The sequence below is a fragment of the Rhizobium sp. NLR8a genome, assembly GCF_019685235.1.
In the GTDB taxonomy this organism is placed as follows: Bacteria; Pseudomonadota; Alphaproteobacteria; order Rhizobiales; family Rhizobiaceae; genus Rhizobium.
Genome location: NZ_JABDWI010000011.1, coordinates 248,897 through 266,456, shown reverse-complemented (window position 1 = coordinate 266,456; position 17,560 = coordinate 248,897). Strand labels below are relative to the sequence as shown.

Sequence of the window (17,560 nt, the reverse complement as noted above, 5' to 3'; positions counted from 1 at the left end):
GACTCGATAGAAGAAACCTATCGAGAGATTCTGAAGCGCGGAGTTTAACCGGTTTCCTTCAGGGCATGCCCGTTCTCGCGGGAATGCGCCAGGATGCGGTTGCGGCCTTGCGTCTTGGCCTCATAGAGCGCGGCGTCGGCCTCTGCCAAAAGCCGGTTCGGGCTGGTCCGCAGGGTCGCGCCTGTAGCGCAGGATAGGCCGATGCTGGCGGTGACCCGCCCGAATTCGCTGCCGGAATGAATGATATTCTCCTGGGCCAGGCGACGCGCGAATTGCTCGGCGACGATCATCGCCCCCTTGGCGCTGGTATCGGGGAGGAACACGGCGAATTCCTCTCCGCCGTAGCGCGCGACGATGTCCGCGGGCCGACTGACGGCCTGGCGCAGACACTTGCTGACGACGCGCAGGCATTGGTCGCCGGCGGGATGACCATAGGTATCGTTATAGGCTTTGAAGCGGTCGATATCGACCATCAACAGGCTGAAAGGCGTGTTTTTCCTGGCGCTGCCCGCCGTCTCACGCGCGAAGGCCTCGTCGAAAGCGCGGCGATTGACGATGCCGGTAAGCCCGTCGGTCTCGGCAAGATTCTTCAATTGCTCCGCCGACAGCCTGAGCGCGATTTCCGCCTGTTTCGTCGCCGTGATGTCGGAGACGACGGCCATTGCCGTGCCGTCCCCGGAAATCCTTGTGCGGATGCTGCGCCAATCACCGTTGTGAAGCTGAACCTCCTCGTCCTTGTTGCTGTGCAGTGTCGCGGTGGCGGTCTTGATCCACTCTTCCGCATTACCCTCTGCGATAGCGGGCCGCTCGCCGGTTTCGACGACGCGGCGCAGGATGTCGCTGATATGCGCGCCGACCACGCGGGCAGCCCCGGAGAGCGGAAAGGCGTTGCGGTATTGATCGTTGCAGAAGAGAAGAAACCCTTTGCTGTCGTACATGGCGATGCCGTCGGACATGTTCGCCATCGCATGTGACAGCAGGTTCTTGCTGTCGCGAAGCTCCCGCTCCAGCGCTGTACGCTCGGTCACATCACGGGTCACGCCTGCAAGGCCGATGATCCGTCCCTGCTTGTCCCTGAGCGGCACTTTGGAAGCGAGCAGGAAACGGCCTTCGATCCGCTCGGTGGAGTCGATCAGCGGCGTCCCTGTCTCCATCACCTGCTGCTCGAGATGATACAATTCTTCTGCGAGCGGCTGCGACATCAGATTGAAATCCGACAATCCGGTCATCTCCGCCATCGTCCTGAAACGGAAGAGGCGAGTCATGTTTTCATTGACGGTGATGAAGCGGCTGTTTCGGTCCTTCACATAAAGGTAATCCGGCGATTGCGAAAATGCCGTCACCAGAATGCTGCGTTCGAGTTCCCATCGTTGCGTCTTCAGGAGAACAAAGCCACCGAGCAAAGTCGCCAGACAATTCGAGGCCGTCACGGGGAAACCCACGCCGGCCAGCACATGGGCAGCCACGAGAGTGGGAAGCAAGGCCATCGCTGCAACCAGTGTGCCGCCAAGGGCAAGGCCGAGCAGAACGACGTCGGTGAAACCGGGAGATCTCTTGCGGGTCCAGACATGGCCGGCGACGCCGATGCCGGCTGCGCATGCAATGGTGATAATGCCATCGACCATCGCCGTGCCGCCGACGGCAAAGCGGAAGGCGATCGCCAGCGACGCGGCAAAAGCCGCCGCCATCGGCCCCCCGAACATGCCGGCCAATGCCAGCGGCGAAAAACGCAGGTCGATATAGATGCCGGGATGAAACTCGATCGCGAGCAGTATGGACCCGATGGAGGCGCCGCCCGCTATTATCCCAAAGGCGATCTTCTCTTGCGCGAAGGAACGGCGCTGAAACTGGATAGAAAAGAGCGCCCACAGCGACATCGCCAGAGACACGAAGGAAAGGTTGCCACCAAATTGCGTCCAGATGCCATTCACCGCGTTGGGTCCACCTTCCAAACCATGTAATAAACATGTCATACGACAACACTGGTTTGGGCTTCGTTAAGTCGGACAGCCGGTTGCGCCATTCACCGGCTAATGCACCGGATATCGCGCTCTTCTGCGGGATCCGGCCGGATGGGACGCCATTGCCCGAACCACCGCAGACCGAGGTTTCTCACTTCAGTCTCGATTCCACGCAGAAGCGTTATTGGTTAGAATGCAGTGTCGACCACGAGCAGCAAACGAATATGGAATGCGGAGCCTTGACATGAGGACGCGACATTGGGACCGCAGGGGCGACGGCGGGCTGACCTTTACCGAACTCGGGTTCGGCACCGCGCCTCTCGGCAATCTTTATCGGGCGATAACCGATGAAGAGGCGGCAGCAGTCTTGGATGCGGCCTGGCAACACGGCATCCGTTACTTCGACACTGCGCCGCTCTACGGGCTTGGCCTCGCCGAGAGGCGGCTTGGCCGCTTTCTCGCTACGAAACAGCGTAAAGACTTCGTCGTCTCGACAAAAGTCGGCAGGCTCCTCAAGGTCTGTCGACCCGAACAGCGGACCGGCATCGGTAAATTCTTCGACACGCCCAATCGCCGAGAGGTTTTTGACTACAGCTACGATGGCATCATGCGATCGTTCGAAGCCTCTTTCGAGCGCACCGGGCTCGACTGCTTCGATATTCTGTTCGTGCACGATCTGGATGTCTTCAATCACGGCAACCAGGCCGCCTGCGACCATTATCTCGAGCAATTCATGAACGGTGGGTATCAGGCCATGACCTCGCTGCGCGATCAGGGAGTGGTGAAAGCCATCGGTGGCGGAATAAACGAGTGGGAGATGTGCCAGACGCTTGCCGAGCGTGGCGACTTCGACCTGTTTCTGCTTGCCGGACGCTATACTCTGCTCGAGCAGGAGGCGTTGGAATCCTTTCTTCCCCTGTGCGTCGCCCGCAATATCGGCATCGTGCTCGGCGGTCCCTATAACTCCGGCATACTGGTGACAGGCCCGATTGCCGGCGCGCAATACAATTACTCTGACGCCCCGTCACACATCCTCGATAAAGTCCGGCGCATCGAACAAGTCTGCCTGAAATACAACGTCGCTCTCTCGGACGCGGCTCTCAACTTTCCGCTCTTCCATCCGGCTGTCGTTTCCGTCATCCCAGGCGGCCAGTCGATCGATCAGGTGGCGTCCAACGACCGGGCGCGGAACAGACATATCCCTCGCGAACTGTGGGAGGACCTGAAATCGCTGGGCTTGATGCGCGGTGATGCGCCCCTCTCGCGCTGACTTACCTACTTCATTGCGGATGAAAAATTGGCCCTGCACATCAAACGAATCTACGAGCCGAAAGAAGACAGGGATGGCACGCGTATTCTGGTCGACAGGCTGTGGCCGCGCGGCTTGAAGAAGCAGGTGGCGGCGGTCGATGTCTGGCTGAAGGACATAGCGCCGAGTCCGGGGCTGCGCCGATGGTTCGGCCATGATCCGGCCAAATGGAGCGAATTTCAGCGTCGTTACCGCGACGAGCTCAAAAAGAACTCATCAGCCGTCGAGGAGCTCGAACGCCTGATCGGGCGGTCGGACGCCACGCTTCTCTATTCGGCGAAAGACCAGGCTCACAATCATGCGATCGTGCTTCAAAGTTTTATCGGCGAAGCCTGAAGCGCTTCGAAAATTTCCGGGAACCTTTTCGATCGATCTGCATCCAATGCTCGCTTCCATCCGACAAAGGAGACAGATCATGTTCAAACGAATTCTCGGCGCAACCTTCATCGCGGCATCGCTCGGCACCGCCTCGATCGCCGCCGACGCCAAGCCGACCGATCCTCAGATCGCCCACATCGCCTATACGGCGGGGCAGATCGATGTCACCGCCGCCGCGCAGGCGTTGAAGAAGAGCAAGAATGCCGAGGTTATCGAATTCGCCAAAACCATGGAGCGGGACCACAAGGCCGTCAACGACCAGGCGCTCGCCCTCGTCAAAAAGCTGAAGGTGACGCCTGAGGACAACAAGATCAGCCAATCGCTCTCGACCCAGGCGAGCAAGGAACTGAAGACGCTTGACGCCCTCGACGGTGCAGCCTTCGACAAGGCCTATGTCGAAAACGAAGTCGCTTATCACAAGTCAGTCAACGATGCCCTTGCCAAGGTGCTGATCCCCTCAGCTCAGAACAAGGAGCTGAAATCGCTGCTGGAAACGGGCCTGACCCTGTTCAAGCAACACCAGACGCATGCCGAGCATCTCGCTTCGATGATCAAGTAGGGTCGCGATGGGATCGCTGATGAAACTGCTGCCGCTGTTGTTGGCGCAGCTCTGGGCAAGCAGCGGGGTCGCCTCAGCGGCGGAATATCAGGTCACGATCGCGGGCATGAAATTCGGGGTGCCGCCTAACGAGCTGCATGTCGGCGATGTGATCGTCTGGCGAAACGATGATATATTCCGGCATACAGCGACGGCTCGCGACAAGAGCTTCGATGTCGACCTGCCGCCGAAATCGGAGGCGCGGATGACGGTCAACCGGGCGGGAGCGGTCGATTTCTATTGCCGCTTTCATCCCGCCATGACGGGCGAACTGGACGTCCGGCCGTAAGGCCGGGCTCCGATCCAAAGCAATGCGGAGATTTGCATGACAGCCATTGCGGTTCCGGTCGCGCGACGCCGGCAGAATATATCAGCGCTCCCCGATGTCGAACTCGTGCCCCTTGCGAGGCAGGGCGACGAACCCGCCATCCGCGTCATCGTCCAGCGGTACAATCAGCGCCTGTTCCGCACGGCGCGCGCCATTATCCGCAGCGATTGGGAAGCCGAAGAGGTCGTGCAGGCCGCCTATGTCAAGGCCTTCACCAATCTCGCGACATTCCGCGGCGAGTCCGAGCTTTCGACATGGCTGACGCGGATTGCGCTCAACGAGGCGCTGGGCCGCGTACGCAGCCGAAAGAACACCGCCGGGCTTGAGGAAATCGACATGCAGACGACATCGGGGGGCGGCGAAGTCCTCCAGTTCCCCTCCTCGCTCTCCGCGACCGACCCGGAAAGCGAGCTTTCGCGAAGCCAGGCGCGGCATCTTCTCGAACAGGCCGTCGACGAGCTTCCCGACGAATTTCGCGCCATCTTCGTGCTGCGGGATGTCGAGGGCATGAGCACGGAGGAGGCCGCATCCTATCTTGGCATCAAACCCGAAACCGCCAAGACCAGGCTGCATCGGGCGCGGAAGGCGATGCGCCAGTCGATCGAGAAACAGCTCTCGGGCGCATTTGCGGCCCTGTTCCCCTTCGACGGCGCCCGTTGCGCCTCAATGGGCGACCGCGTCATCGCAGTTCTTCGTCAGACATCGTGAGTTCCGACAACAGCACGCGTTTGCTTCGACGCAGCAGGTGACGGGCGCGATTACCCGCGACGCCACCTCTCGTTGGGGCTGGAGTCGCCAACTGAAGGGTGCCGCCGAAGCACGATGATTTCCGCCTTGGGCACGGCTCTGCTGTAACAGGAATATGTCATCGCAGAAGCTCAAAAGACGCCTGCGACCTGCTGAAGCGGCGCCGAGAAGGCTCACCCCGCGCGCCGACAGCGCGGCGATATCCACAATTCGCAAACATATCCGATAAGCGCAGCAAACAGCGAGCCGGCAACGCATCTTCTATCGCGAACGGAGAAATTAACAAACGCTCAAGTTTTCCAGATACATCTTGCTTTTGCTATTTTTTGTCTTGCGTCATGGTGTGTTTTGAAGTCGGCTCTTTCATATGCGCTTGCTCGAATTACGAGCGCCCTCCGCAGTCTCGAAAGGGACAGAGGCGGTAACGTCGCCATCGTCGTCGCGCTCAGCCTCGTGCCAATGCTCATCGCCGTCGGCGCGAGCTTCGACTATATTCGCAGCTACAATGTCCGGCAGAGGATGCAGAGCGATCTCGACGCGGCCCTGATCGCCGCGGTCAAGCAGATCAACAACACCGAGGATACCGACGCTCTCAAGGAGAAGGTTGCCGACTGGTTCCATGCGCAGGTGGACAACAGCTACACGCTTGCTGATATCGACATCGATACCGTGAACCACAACATCACGGCGACGGCGAGCGGCACCGTTCCGACGACATTCATGAAGATCGCCAACATCGAGACCGTTCCCGTCAGCGTGGCAAGCGCCGTCAAGGGCCCCGCCACGTCCTATCTCAATGTCTATATCGTCATCGACACATCGCCGTCGATGCTGCTGGCGGCGACGACGTCCGGCCAGTCGACCATGTATTCCGGTATCGGATGCCAGTTTGCCTGCCACACGGGTGATGCGCACACTATCGGCAAAAAGACATACGCCACCAACTATGACTACAGCAAGGAAAAGGGAATAAAGCTGCGCGCCGATGTCGCCGGCGACGCCGTACGCGAAGTGCTCGACATGATCGACGAATCCGACGAGAATCATGAACGTATCAAGGTCGGGCTTTACAGCCTCGGGGATACGCTTTCAGAGGTTCTGGCACCGACGCTGAGCACGGATACGGCGCGGACCCGCCTCGCGGACGCCAGCTACGGCCTCACCAGCGCGACCTCGAAGGCCGCCACTTATTTCGACGTTTCGCTATCGACGCTCAAACAGAAAGTCGGCGCCGGAGGGGACGGAACCTCCTCGAGCTCTCCGCTCAAACTGGTTCTGCTGCTGACGGACGGTGTCCAGTCCAAACGCGAATGGGTGACCAACGGAGTGGTCTGGAAGAGCGGGAAGGCAATCTCCGGATCCTACTGGAACAAGGTGGCGCCTCTTAATCCCGACTGGTGCGGCTATCTGAAGAACCAATCCAATACGATGGCCGTGCTCTATACCGAATACCTGCCGCTCACTTCGGACTGGGGCTATAACGCAACCGTCGGCTCGACCATGGCGAGCGCCAACTGGAAGAACACCTGGGGCGGCACCATGGACAGCGGCGTGTCGACCAGCATTACGAGACGCGATTATATTCCCTACGCGCTTGCCGACTGCGCATCGTCGAAGAGCCTGTTCATACCGGCATCATCGTCGACGGAAATCACGGCGGGCCTGTCGACGCTCTTCACTCAATATCTCTCTTCCGTCCGGCTGACCCAATGACCGCAAGAAACCGCTTTGCATTGCTTCGCCGCCTGCTCGGCGATCGCAAGGGGGTGGCTGCGATCGAATTTGCGATCCTGGCCCTGCCGCTCTTCATCATGATCTTCGGCATTATCGAAGTGTCGCTGATGTTCTTCGTCAACTCCTCGCTGGACGCTTCCGTTCATAAAATCTCCCGGATGATCCGCACCGGCGAGGTGGCGTCATCGAAGATCACACTGGCCACTTTCAAGAGCAAGATTTGCGACGACATGCTTCTGTCCTTCAGTTGCTCGAGCGGCCTCGTCGTCAAGGTCAGCGTGCTTTCCGACCTGTCCTCCGCCACCCGCGCCGATCCGATCGACGACAGCGGAAATCTCGCCGTCACCCAGACCTATGATATCGGCAAGGGCAGCGACTACATCCTCGTGCAGGCATTCCTGCCCTGGGAGGCCACCGTCAACTTCTTCAGCCTGTCGAGCGCCAAGCTTTCGGACGGCCGCTATCTCCTCGGATCCTCCGCTCTGTTTCGCAATGAACCTTTCTGACATGATCACGAAACGGAACCTCATCCTTCTCGGTCTCGCCCGATCCTGCACCGGCCGCCTCGCATGCGACCGCACGGCCGCTTCGGGCGTGGAATTCGCATTGGTGCTGCCGATCCTGATCGTGCTGCTGTTCGGCACCGTCGATCTCGGCCATGCCCTCACCGTCAGCCGCAAAATAGACGAGATCGCCTCCAGCACAGGCGACATGATCGCGCAGCAGAGCACCTGGACGAAGACCGACGTCACCAAGCTTCTTTCCGGCGCGAGCTTCATCCTGCAGCCCTATGAGACCACCGGGCTGACAATCACGGTCACGGTCAATGACGTCGACAACAGCGGCAAAGCGACGGTCAACTGGTCCGCCGCGTTCAACACCGCGTCGCTTGCTTCCGGGACGGCAAGCGCGATCGACATACCGGCGAAGATCCAGGAGACAGGCGTCCAGGTGGTGCTGACGCGGGTGCAATACACCTTGACGACACCGGTATCGGCATTTTTCTCGAACTTCACCGGGCAGAACGGCTACAGCTTCGACCACCATTTCTTCAATCGCCCGAGAGTCAGCGACACGATCAGTTACAACTAGACTGTATGTTCGTGATCGGTGGATTATGAGATTCCCGGTCGCTTGCCGTCACGTCGACAATGATGCATTGCTCGCCGGCTTGACCTGCCTTCTTAGGCAAGATGAAGGACGGGATTCCCGAGGTCGGGGGCATCGATCTCGCCGATGGATACAGGGCCGGCCGTTTTCATGGCGACATCGGCGGGCAAGCCGATCCCGATCCGCAGGATAGGATAGACGCCTTTCGTATCGCGGCCGAGGCGGCGCGGCTGGTCAGCGCCAAATTTGGGGCCGAGAAGAATGCGGGACCAGCGCGCCATTATGGAGAGCTTGTCAAGACATTGGAACAGCAGAACGATTGAATGACTTTCATATGAGCGCGTCACTGCAACGGCGATCCAGCGCTTCGCCCTGTCGCAGGCCGATAACCGCGAGATCGAGCCGGCTCACCCGGCGAGCTTGACGATGCCGTAGGGATTGAACTTGAACTCATCCACGTCATAGGTGGAATCGAAGGAGAGGCTTGCGCCCCGTGCCTTGAGCGTCGCATCGAGACCCTGCTTGCCGATCTCCCCGGCAACTGCATCCATGATGGCAACGACCTGCCTTTCGCTACCGGCCGTCTCCGGCACATAGACCTCCGGCAGCCCCACGAGATGGAAGCCGACGCTTTCCAGATAACCGCGCGCCGAGAGCGGCCTCTTGGCAAAGGCCAGGCGGCCGACGCGCTGCTGGGCGAGCGGATCGCCGGCTTTCTGCGCTTCGGCGCCTTGGCCGATCAGTACTCTCCATCGATCGAGCCCATGTGCGATACCGGCGCTTTCGCCCTTGACGGCAACCGCTCCCGCGTCAATCAGCTGCTCGACGAGACGCAGAGCCGTCATCGACACCTTGATGGTGTCTGCCTGCGTCATGCTCGGCCCGAGGACATAGAGGACGGATTGATGATCGGCGACGGCTTTCTCGTCCGTCTCGTTCCAGGCATCGGGTTCGACCCGATCCCAGCAGACATCGAATGACCGGCTCATTCGGTCATCCGGCTCCGCCTGCGAATAATCCTCATCGACGCTGAAGCCGGTGGCGAAATCACGGATCGCTTTGGCCGCCGCTTCGGACAAGCGGCTGAGGTCGCGATCTCTCCCGAGAAAACAGAGGACATGCCGGGGTGTCACCGACGACGCCTCCTCCTGGGCGATTGTCTCCGGACTGGTGTCGATAGCGAAAGAAGGTTTCCAGCCAACCATGGCCCATAGGGACCCCAACAGCGCGCGACGCAGGATATGCAAGAGCGATGCCTCCGTTCGGCCGAATCTTTACAGCTTCCGCTTGTAAACAAATGACACCCGAAACGAAAGCGGATCTCGCGACTATACGTCGTGCTATTCAATCCCAGATATCCTCTTGAGCAGAGCCTTCAGGGTAGGGATCGTCATCGTCTGCCACCTTTAATCGGGCCGTCCTTTCTTGGGCGATGCGCTGGTTCCATCCGCCGGTCGGGGGCAGCGTCGACAAGATCACGTGAAAAAATTAAATTTGCCTGCAAGCTGTTTTTCTGGCGCAATGGATACCAGGTCGAGAGAAAGGGACTTAAGTGTCTCAAAGAACCGAAAATGAAGCGAATTCGCGGAACGGGCTCGAAGGACATTACCAGGTCAACAGCATCGGATTCGTCGGAACCGGCGTCATCACCGAGGCGATGGTTCGCGGGCTCCTCGCTGAGCCGGCCTATGCCTCGCAGATTCACGTCTCTCCGCGAAGCGCCCACATTGCGGAAACGCTGGCAGGCGAATTCGCCGCCGTGAGGATCGCCAAGGACAACCAGGACGTCGTCGATCGCAGCGACACGGTGTTCCTGGCGATACGACCGCAGATCGCCGAGGAGGTCGTGCGGGAACTGTCGTTCAGGGCCGGGCAGACAGTCGTCAGCGTCGTCGCGGCGACGGAGCGCCAGGCTCTCATCGACTGGATCGGCGCCGACGTGCATCTCGTGCAGGCGATCCCCCTGCCCTTCGTCGCAGCTCGCCAAGGCGTGACCGCCATCTACCCGCCTGATAATACGGTCGCAGCGCTGTTCGACACGCTCGGTGCCGCCGTCCAATGCCAGTCGAGGAAGCAATACGATCTACTCGCAGCCGCAAGTTCGATGATGTCGACCTATTTTGGGATCATGGAAACGGTTGCCGGCTGGCTGGAAAGGAGCGGCCTCGAAAGGGCGAAAGGCCACGCCTACATTGCCCCGCTCTTCGCAAGCCTGGCGCAAAAGGCGAGCGGCCCGGGCGCTGAGCCCTTCAGCACACTGAGCCGCGAATTCGCAACCAGGGGCGGGCTGAACGAGCAGGTTCTGTCCGACTTCGAGAAAAAGGGCGGCATCGCGGCGCTGACCGAAGCGCTCGACGGCGTGCTCGCTCGCATCGAGGGCAGAAACTAAAAAGTAGGCGGCGTGCAGGCGCTGATGACTTCGCAGGCCACCGGCCCGACGCAGCGGAACCGGTGTGGGCGCCGGCTTTCGAAATAGTAGGCGTCACCAGGCCCCAGCACGCGCCGTTCGTCGTCGACCGTGACCTCGAGCCTTCCCGAGAGCACGATCCCGCCCTCCTCTCCCTCGTGGACAAGAGGAATTTTTCCGGTGTCGGCGCCCGGCTGGTAGCACTCCTTGAGCATCTGCAGGCTGCGCCCGAACAAGGTTTCGCCAACCTGCTTGTAGGAAATGGCACCCTTGCCGATCTCCACCAGTTCCTCGGCCGCGTAGAAAGCCTTTTTTGGACGTTCGGGTTCGAAGGCGAAGAATTCCGCCAGCCCGATCGGGATGCCGTCGAGAATTCGCTTCAGGGCTCCAACCGAGGGATTGGAGGCGTTCGATTCGATCAGCGAGATCGTCGAGTTCGGCACACCGGTGCGTTTGGCGAGCTCACGCTGGGAAAGCTTGTGGGCGATGCGGAGATGGCGAAGGCGGCTGCCGATGTCGACTGACATGATGCGGTCCGTTTGCGTTGTCCAGAATAGCTAAAATATGTCAGATGAACCAATATATTTCAACAGCTTGCGCGGACACAGAAAAGGACTTGTTCGTAAAGGAGAAATCATCATTCTCGGTCCATCCCAAGGAGGCCAGAATGGATCAGCTGAACAAGACGAACGCGCCCGTACTCGAAAATTTCTGGATGCCATTCACGGCGAACCGGCAGTTCAAGGCCACGCCACGGCTTTTGGCCACTGCGGAAGGAATGTATTACACCGACGTCGATGGAAACCGGGTGCTGGACGGCACGGCCGGGCTCTGGTGCTGCAACGCCGGCCACGGCCGCAAGAAGATCGCCCAGGCGGTCGAGCGGCAGCTTGCCACCCTCGACTATGCCCCGACCTTCCAGATGGGGCATCCGATCGCCTTCGATTTCGCCGCGAAGCTCGCGGCAACCGCGCCGGGCGGGGCTGACGCCAATCTCGACCGGGTCTTTTTCACCGGCTCGGGCTCGGAATCGGTCGATACGGCTCTGAAGATCGCCATCGCCTATCAGCGCGCGATCGGCCAGGGCACACGCACGCGCATCATCGGTCGCGAGAAGGGCTATCACGGCGTCGGCTTCGGCGGCATTTCCGTTGGCGGTCTCGTCAATAATCGGCGGGTCTTCCCGCAGATACCGGCCGACCACATGCGCCACACGCTCGACGTCGAGCGCAACGCGTTTTCGAAGGGGCTTCCCGCCCATGGCGTGGAACTGGCCGACGATCTCGAACGCCTGGTGCAGTTGCACGGTGCCGAAACCATCGCCGCTGTCATCGTCGAGCCGATGGCGGGATCGGCAGGCGTTATCCTGCCGCCGAAGGGTTATCTGGAGAAGCTGCGCGCGACCGCCGACAAGCACGGCATCCTGCTGATCTTCGACGAGGTCATCACCGGCTTCGGCCGTCTCGGCACGCCTTTCGCGGTGGATTACTTCGGCGTCGTGCCTGACCTGGTCACCACGGCAAAGGGCCTGACCAACGGCGCGATCCCGATGGGCGCGGTCTTTGCCAGCCGTAAAGTCCATGACGGGCTGATGATCGGACCTGACAATGCGATCGAACTCTTCCACGGCTATACCTATTCCGGCCATCCGGTCGCTTGCGCCGCGGGACTCGCAACCCTCGAAATCTACGAGGAAGAAGGGCTGCTGACGCGTGCATCCGACTTGGCCGAATATTGGCAGGACGCTCTCCATTCGCTGACGGGCCTGCCCAGTGTCGTCGACATCCGCAATCTCGGACTGGTCGGCGCAGTGGAACTCGCTCCGCGTGACGGGGCACCGGGAACCCGCGCCTACGACGTCTTCGTCGATTGCTTCAAGAAGGGCCTGCTGATCCGTGTGACCGGCGATATCATCGCGCTTTCTCCACCGCTGATCGTCGAGAAAGACCAGATCGACACGATCGTCTCGACGATCGGCGATGCACTGAAGCGCGCGGCATAATCCCACCGCTTCCTGCCGATGCGGTGGCGAACCGGCCACCGCATCGGCTTACTCCAGGGGCACGCCAAGCCCGACTTTGACCCGGTCCATCGCAACAAAGGTGCGGAAGCGCTTGACGTTGCTGTTGCCGAAGAAGAGCCGCCGGGTGAGCGCCTCGTAATCGGCCATCGACAGCACGACGATGACAAGAATGAAATCGGCTTCGCCGGTGACGTAATAGCATTGCTGGATTTCCGGCGCGGCTGCGAACTCCGTCTTCGCCCGCTCGATCTGATCGCAGTTTCCCTGATCACCTCCACCTCGACGAAGATCGTGATGGACTGCCCGACTGCCTCCGGCGCGACGACCGAGACGTCCGGCCGGATCACCCCTTCCTCCCGCATCCGCTTGATCCGGCGCTGAACGGCGGGCGCGGACAGGTTCACCGCATCGCCGGTCGTGCGCTGCGGGGTCATATTGTCCCGCTGGAGAACGGCGAGAATCTTGCGATCGAAGGCATCGAGAGGCGATGGCTGAACGCGCTTGTTCAAATGGCCGGCTGGTGGTGACCAACCTGCAGACCATCGTCTCCAGGCGACTCGACCCGGCCGATATCGGCGTCGTCTCGGTTACCGAACTGATCACCGACGGCACGCGCAATGCGCTTCCCGGCGTCGCCCGCATTCTCGGCGATGCCCGCAGCTTCCGCTCCGAGATCAGCGAGACGATCGAAAGGCAGATGCGGATAATCGCCGAGGGCACAGAGGTCCTCTACACCAGGGAGTTCGTCCCTCTGGCGAACGACCCTGGCTTGACCGAGGAAGCGCTTGCCGTCGCGCGGGATGAATCCCGGCCGTGGTTAGCGCGTCGGCGCCCTAGCGCTTTGCGGTCTGCGACGGCAACTGGCCGAAGCGCTTCCTGTAGTCGGCTGCAAATCGCCCGAGATGGGTGAACCCCCATCTCAGCGCGATTTCGGCGATGGCCTGGGTTCCGTCTGATTCCAGCAGCTCGCGATGGGCGGCAATCATTCTGATTTCATGCAGATAGGCGATTGGAGTGGTGTTCCTGAACTGACGGAAGCCCTGCTGCAAAGTCCGAACGCTTACCTTGGCCGCCACGGCGATTTCGCTGAGGGAGATCGGTTCGGCGATGTGTTCCTGCATGAAATCCATGGCCCATTTCACATGGCGCGGGGCCGGGAGCGGAGCGGCACGCGCCAACTCCTCCGAATAGTGATGGGGACATGTCTCCAGAAGCAGGTAAACCGCCGCATCGCAGAGCGATTTTACGGCCAGTGGTGAGCGCTGCAGCAAGCCGTTGCCAGTGAGACCGCTGTGGAGGTTCGAGACGAGTTGCTGCAGGAGGAATCCCGGACCGGCCGTCAGATCGATGTCGGTATGGAAGCCGATATCGCCGCTGATCGTCCGCTCGCACATATGGGTGAGCTGCGCGGCGATCTTGGCGCGATCGATGAAAAGGCAGAAATGACGGCGGGGGCCGATGATCCTTGTTCCCTTGACGGCGCCCTGTTCCAGGATCACCCCGCGACCGGGTAGCGAATATATCGGCTCCCGCTTGCCGCCGAACAACATCATCCCCTGCGTCGGCAGGAACACAGCCAATCTATCAGCGACCCCGTCTCGCCTGCTGGAAATCGAGCCTTCATAAGAGCAATCGGCCACGCTTACATCTTCCATCGAGATGAAATTGCAGCGATACGCGATGGGCATCGTGCCTTCGGTCGAGACCCTTATTGTGGATGTCGGCGTCGACAGTGCTTCCGCGAGCTCATCCGCGTCGGTTCCGTTCTGCACCGTTGCCCGAAACGACACATTCGATACGGCCGACGATTGGACCACGCTGCCTGGTGCATGCCGATCGGGGCTAACGGACATTCGTGACCTCCTACGGTGATGCCCGCGAGTGACAGGCAATTTGTACCATATCGTTCATTCCTCCTGTCGTCCATTTCGCGTCAGCCGTATCGGCTGATTGCCAGGTCCTTGGCGTCGATTTCGGGCGAACGGTTGCTGACGAGATCGCCGATCAGCCGGGCCGAACCGGTGCTCATGGTCCAGCCGAGCGTGCCGTGACCGGTATTGAGGAACAGGCCGGCGACCTTGGTCGGGCCGATGACCGGCGTGCCGTCCGGCGTCATCGGGCGGAGGCCGGACCAGAAGGAAGCCCTGGAAACATCACCGCCGGGGAAGAGGTCGGTGACGGAATGTTCGAGCGTGCTGCGGCGAGCGAGACCGAGATCATTGGTATAGCCTGATATTTCGGCCATGCCGCCGACGCGGATGCGGTCGCCGAGCCGAGTGATCGCGATCTTGTAGGTTTCGTCCATCACGGTCGATTCCGGCGCGCGTGACGCATCGTTAATCGGGATGGTGAGCGAGTAGCCTTTGACCGGATAGACCGGCAGGCGGATACCAAAGGGCTTCAGCAGCAGCGGCGAGTAACTGCCCAGCGCGACCACCACAGCCTCGGCACTGATCCGCTCGCGGTCCCGAACGGGATCAGGAGCGGTGACAATCCCGCGCACGCGGCCTCCCTCGACATCCAGCGCCTTGATCGTCGTCCCATAGGCGAAACGCACACCGAGCGCCTCGGCTTTGGCGGCGAGCGCATTGGTGAACTTGAAGCAGTCGCCGGTTTCGTCCTTGGGCGTCAGCAACCCGCCGACGATCTTGTCGCGTACGTGCCTGAGCGCCGGTTCGACGCGAATGCAGCCGTCGCGGTCCAGCAGTTCATAGGGAATGCCGTCGGCGGCCAGCGCCTTGACGTCCTTGGCCGAAGCATCGAGCTGCTGCTGCGAGCGGAACAGCTGCAGGGTTCCCTGCATGCGTTCGTCATAGGTGATGCCGGTTTCTGAGCGAAGCTCGGCGAGCGCAATGCGGCTGTAATCGGCAAGGCGCAGCATGCGGCTTTTGTTGATCGCGTAGCGCTCGGAGCTGCAGTTCGACAGCATCCTCGCCATCCATGATAGCATGGCCATGTCCAATTTCGGCCGCAGGATGAGCGGCGCATGTTTCATGAACAGCCATTTCATTGCCTTCATCGGAATGCCGGGTGCCGCCCATGGCGAGCAATAGCCGAAGGAGACTTCGCCGGCATTGGCAAAGCTCGTCTCCAGCGCCGGCCCCGATTGCCGGTCGACGACGGTAACCTCATGGCCTGCCTTGGCCAGCTGATAGGCGGATGTGACGCCGACGATGCCGGCACCCAGAACGATGACTTTCATGATGTCCCCAAGAATGAAGCCAGCCGGCTCTCAGCGATATTGCCTGTGATACCGATCGCCGAGACCGGTCAGGATTTCATAAGATATGGTGTCGGCATCGCGCGCAATATCCTCAAGCGTCTGATGCTGCCCGAGCACCTCGACAAGACTGCCGAGCGTCAGCGCGCCTTCGGGCAGCGCCGATATATCCACCGTGATGCTGTCCATCGAAACGCGGCCGACGATCGGCAGGCGCGTGCCCTTGTAATAGACGGCGCCGCGGTCGCTGAGGCAGCGCGGCAGGCCGTCGGCATAGCCGGCGGCAATGGTGGCAAGACACATTTCCCGTTGCGCGACATGCGCGCCGCCGTAACCAACCTTCGTGCCCGGTGATACGGTCCGCGTCTGCACGACGGCGACATCGAGGCTGACGACCGGCTCCATCAGGTTCGGCGCGCCGGCGCTCGCAGCGCCGCCATAAAGCGCGATGCCCGGCCGGGCGAGCACGCCATGATAGGCTTCGCCGAGGAAGACGCCGCCGGAATTGGCGAAGGAGATGTCGAAGCCTGGAAATTCGTCGGCGATGCAGGACATTTCTGCCAGCTGGTCGCCATTCTGCTCGCCATCGGTCTCATCGGCCGAAGCCAGATGGCTCATGATGAACAGGACTTCGATATTGGTGCCATTGCGAAGGGCTGTCGCCAGCTCCGCCCTTTCCTCCGGGGGAAAGCCCAGCCGCGACATGCCGGTGTCGAATTGCAGGACGGCCGGCAGGCAGCGCTTCAGCACGCGCGCCGCCGCCGACCATTGCTGCCACTGGGCAAGCGAATTCAGAACAGGGACAATATCCATTTCGGCGCAGGCAATTTCATTACCCGGCTGCAGGCCGTTCAGCACGAAAATCTGGGCGTCCTGCGCAAGCACCGGCCGGAGCCTCGCCGCCTCGACGAATTGAGCAACGAAGAAATGCCGGCAATCTTTGCCGTAGAGCGTTTTCGCCACCCGTTCCGCGCCGAGTCCATAGGCATCGGCCTTGACGACGGCGCCCGCACGAACCGGCGCCAGCATCGACACCAGCTTGCGATAATTGCGGCCGAGCGCAGCAAGATCGACCGTCAGGTAGCCTGTAGCCCCCTGCATGGTCGCGGCAGTATGTGCATGCGAAACCAAAATATCGCTGTCCATGTTCACCCTCTTGTTTCCCTGCAGTGTATGAAAGAATAAACGATATTGCAGGTCAATTTGTCATTGATTATTGCATCCATTGCATCTTATGCGCATGATCGGTGAAAATTTGGAATAATCGATCATGCCCGCCCTTGACATCACAGATCGCAACATCCTCAGGCTCCTGCGCCTCGACGCCCGGATGAGCAATGCCAAGCTTGCCGTCGAGGTCGGCCTGTCGCCGTCTGCTTGCCTCAGACGCATCAAGATCATGGAAAAGACGGGCGTGATCCGCGGCTATACGGCGCTTCTCGATTTGAGCAATGCGGATGCGATGATTGCCGTCATCATCAACATCACTCTCGAACGGCAGACGGAGGACTATCTCGACCGTTTTGAGGCGGCCGTCCGCCGCCATCCGGAAATCCGCGAATGTTTCCTGATGACGGGTGGATCCGACTACCTGCTGCGCGTGGAAGTCGCCAATGCCGGCGAGTTCGAACGGATCCACAAGGAAATATTATCGGCCTTGCCAGGCGTCCTCAGGATTCACTCCAGCTTCTCGATCCGCAATGTCCTGGCGACGCGCGGCAGAGGCAAACGCTGAGCAGGGACCG

Annotated in this window: 17 protein-coding genes and 3 pseudogenes; 13 read left to right on the top strand and 7 right to left on the bottom strand. The window is 60.5% G+C overall.

Annotation, left to right across the window (positions count from 1 at the left end; translation table 11 throughout):
- Positions 1-44 precede the first annotated feature (44 nt).
- Positions 45-1,973 (bottom strand): diguanylate cyclase, encoded by a 1,929-nt coding sequence (locus tag HJC04_RS22400; RefSeq protein ID WP_221147151.1) that lies wholly within the window; start codon positions 1,971-1,973, stop codon positions 45-47.
- Between the two features lie 232 nt (positions 1,974-2,205).
- On the opposite strand from HJC04_RS22400, the gene HJC04_RS22395 reads away from it, so the two are divergent.
- The 9 genes and pseudogenes from HJC04_RS22395 to HJC04_RS22355 form a co-directional block, all read left to right on the top strand.
- Positions 2,206-3,231 (top strand): aldo/keto reductase, encoded by a 1,026-nt coding sequence (locus HJC04_RS22395; RefSeq protein ID WP_210632165.1) that lies wholly within the window; start codon positions 2,206-2,208, stop codon positions 3,229-3,231.
- Between the two features lie 27 nt (positions 3,232-3,258).
- Positions 3,259-3,606, top strand: coding sequence for a DUF488 domain-containing protein (locus HJC04_RS22390; protein WP_221147150.1), 348 nt, complete (start codon positions 3,259-3,261; stop codon positions 3,604-3,606).
- Between the two features lie 79 nt (positions 3,607-3,685).
- Positions 3,686-4,207 carry a DUF4142 domain-containing protein gene (locus HJC04_RS22385; protein ID WP_221147149.1) on the top strand — a complete coding sequence of 174 codons (522 nt, stop codon included), beginning with the start codon at positions 3,686-3,688 and terminating at the stop codon, positions 4,205-4,207.
- A 7-nt stretch (positions 4,208-4,214) separates the two neighbouring features.
- Positions 4,215-4,535 carry a cupredoxin family copper-binding protein gene (locus HJC04_RS22380; protein WP_210632162.1) on the top strand — a complete coding sequence of 107 codons (321 nt, stop codon included), beginning with the start codon at positions 4,215-4,217 and terminating at the stop codon, positions 4,533-4,535.
- 36 nt (positions 4,536-4,571) lie between these two features.
- Complete coding sequence (locus HJC04_RS22375; protein WP_221147148.1) at positions 4,572-5,282, top strand: RNA polymerase sigma factor; 711 nt, start codon at positions 4,572-4,574, stop codon at positions 5,280-5,282.
- A gap of 387 nt (positions 5,283-5,669) precedes the next feature.
- Positions 5,670-7,034, top strand: a complete 1,365-nt coding sequence (locus HJC04_RS22370; RefSeq protein ID WP_221147147.1) for a TadE/TadG family type IV pilus assembly protein — start codon at positions 5,670-5,672, stop codon at positions 7,032-7,034.
- Positions 7,031-7,561 carry a TadE/TadG family type IV pilus assembly protein gene (locus HJC04_RS22365; RefSeq protein WP_210632159.1) on the top strand — a complete coding sequence of 177 codons (531 nt, stop codon included), beginning with the start codon at positions 7,031-7,033 and terminating at the stop codon, positions 7,559-7,561. The genes HJC04_RS22370 and HJC04_RS22365 overlap by 4 nt, the downstream gene beginning before the upstream one ends.
- A gap of 1 nt (position 7,562) precedes the next feature.
- On the top strand, positions 7,563-8,147 hold the full coding sequence (locus HJC04_RS22360; RefSeq protein ID WP_221147146.1) for a TadE/TadG family type IV pilus assembly protein: 585 nt from the start codon (positions 7,563-7,565) through the stop codon (positions 8,145-8,147).
- Positions 8,148-8,230: 83 nt separating this feature from the next.
- A pseudogene (locus HJC04_RS22355) lies at positions 8,231-8,488 on the top strand (hypothetical protein); the annotation flags it as partial.
- A gap of 84 nt (positions 8,489-8,572) precedes the next feature.
- On the opposite strand, the gene HJC04_RS22350 reads toward HJC04_RS22355, so the two are convergent.
- A complete protein-coding gene (locus tag HJC04_RS22350; protein WP_210632157.1) occupies positions 8,573-9,412 on the bottom strand; it encodes a hypothetical protein in 840 nt (279 codons plus the stop codon).
- A gap of 305 nt (positions 9,413-9,717) precedes the next feature.
- Between HJC04_RS22350 and HJC04_RS22345 the strand changes: the two genes are divergently transcribed.
- Positions 9,718-10,554, top strand: coding sequence for a pyrroline-5-carboxylate reductase (locus HJC04_RS22345; protein ID WP_311044174.1), 837 nt, complete (start codon positions 9,718-9,720; stop codon positions 10,552-10,554).
- Here HJC04_RS22345 and HJC04_RS22340 read toward each other — a convergent pair.
- Entirely contained in the window at positions 10,551-11,099 is a 549-nt protein-coding gene (locus HJC04_RS22340; RefSeq protein WP_210632156.1) for a cupin domain-containing protein, read from the bottom strand. The two genes, HJC04_RS22345 and HJC04_RS22340, sit on opposite strands and share 4 nt — an antisense overlap.
- A 140-nt stretch (positions 11,100-11,239) precedes the next feature.
- Here HJC04_RS22340 and HJC04_RS22335 point away from each other — a divergent pair, with 140 nt between their 5' ends.
- On the top strand, positions 11,240-12,574 hold the full coding sequence (locus HJC04_RS22335; RefSeq protein WP_221147145.1) for an aspartate aminotransferase family protein: 1,335 nt from the start codon (positions 11,240-11,242) through the stop codon (positions 12,572-12,574).
- Between the two features lie 48 nt (positions 12,575-12,622).
- Here the strand turns inward: HJC04_RS22335 and HJC04_RS22330 are convergent.
- Positions 12,623-13,029 (bottom strand): annotated as a pseudogene (locus tag HJC04_RS22330) (Lrp/AsnC family transcriptional regulator).
- An 86-nt stretch (positions 13,030-13,115) separates the two neighbouring features.
- Between HJC04_RS22330 and HJC04_RS22325 the strand changes: the two are divergent.
- Positions 13,116-13,397: pseudogene (locus HJC04_RS22325) on the top strand (amidohydrolase); the annotation flags it as partial.
- Positions 13,398-13,428: 31 nt separating this feature from the next.
- On the opposite strand, the gene HJC04_RS22320 reads toward HJC04_RS22325, so the two are convergent.
- The 3 genes from HJC04_RS22320 to alr form a co-directional block, all read right to left on the bottom strand.
- Positions 13,429-14,448: an AraC family transcriptional regulator gene (locus tag HJC04_RS22320; protein ID WP_210632154.1), complete on the bottom strand. Its 1,020-nt coding sequence runs from the start codon at positions 14,446-14,448 to the stop codon at positions 13,429-13,431.
- Between the two features lie 80 nt (positions 14,449-14,528).
- On the bottom strand, positions 14,529-15,797 hold the full coding sequence (locus HJC04_RS22315; RefSeq protein ID WP_221147144.1) for a D-amino acid dehydrogenase: 1,269 nt from the start codon (positions 15,795-15,797) through the stop codon (positions 14,529-14,531).
- Positions 15,798-15,827: 30 nt separating this feature from the next.
- Complete coding sequence (alr, locus tag HJC04_RS22310) at positions 15,828-16,961, bottom strand: alanine racemase (protein ID WP_221147143.1); 1,134 nt, start codon at positions 16,959-16,961, stop codon at positions 15,828-15,830.
- Between the two features lie 124 nt (positions 16,962-17,085).
- Here alr and HJC04_RS22305 point away from each other — a divergent pair, with 124 nt between their 5' ends.
- Entirely contained in the window at positions 17,086-17,550 is a 465-nt protein-coding gene (locus HJC04_RS22305) for an Lrp/AsnC family transcriptional regulator (RefSeq protein WP_221147142.1), read from the top strand.
- Positions 17,551-17,560 lie beyond the last annotated feature (10 nt).

Excerpts from the sequence above, each read along its gene's own strand:
- HJC04_RS22360 (WP_221147146.1), top strand. The coding sequence starts at position 7,563 with ATGATCACGAAACGGAACCTCATCCTTCTCGGTCTCGCCCGATCCTGC.
- HJC04_RS22385 (WP_221147149.1), top strand. The coding sequence starts at position 3,686 with ATGTTCAAACGAATTCTCGGCGCAACCTTCATCGCGGCATCGCTCGGC.
- HJC04_RS22365 (WP_210632159.1), top strand. The coding sequence starts at position 7,031 with ATGACCGCAAGAAACCGCTTTGCATTGCTTCGCCGCCTGCTCGGCGAT.
- HJC04_RS22305 (WP_221147142.1), top strand. The coding sequence starts at position 17,086 with ATGCCCGCCCTTGACATCACAGATCGCAACATCCTCAGGCTCCTGCGC.
- HJC04_RS22335 (WP_221147145.1), top strand. The coding sequence starts at position 11,240 with ATGGATCAGCTGAACAAGACGAACGCGCCCGTACTCGAAAATTTCTGG.
- HJC04_RS22375 (WP_221147148.1), top strand. The coding sequence starts at position 4,572 with ATGACAGCCATTGCGGTTCCGGTCGCGCGACGCCGGCAGAATATATCA.
- alr (WP_221147143.1), bottom strand. The coding sequence starts at position 16,961 with ATGGACAGCGATATTTTGGTTTCGCATGCACATACTGCCGCGACCATG.
- HJC04_RS22380 (WP_210632162.1), top strand. The coding sequence starts at position 4,215 with ATGGGATCGCTGATGAAACTGCTGCCGCTGTTGTTGGCGCAGCTCTGG.
- HJC04_RS22400 (WP_221147151.1), bottom strand. The coding sequence starts at position 1,973 with ATGACATGTTTATTACATGGTTTGGAAGGTGGACCCAACGCGGTGAAT.
- HJC04_RS22395 (WP_210632165.1), top strand. The coding sequence starts at position 2,206 with ATGAGGACGCGACATTGGGACCGCAGGGGCGACGGCGGGCTGACCTTT.
- HJC04_RS22320 (WP_210632154.1), bottom strand. The coding sequence starts at position 14,448 with ATGTCCGTTAGCCCCGATCGGCATGCACCAGGCAGCGTGGTCCAATCG.
- HJC04_RS22315 (WP_221147144.1), bottom strand. The coding sequence starts at position 15,797 with ATGAAAGTCATCGTTCTGGGTGCCGGCATCGTCGGCGTCACATCCGCC.
- HJC04_RS22340 (WP_210632156.1), bottom strand. The coding sequence starts at position 11,099 with ATGTCAGTCGACATCGGCAGCCGCCTTCGCCATCTCCGCATCGCCCAC.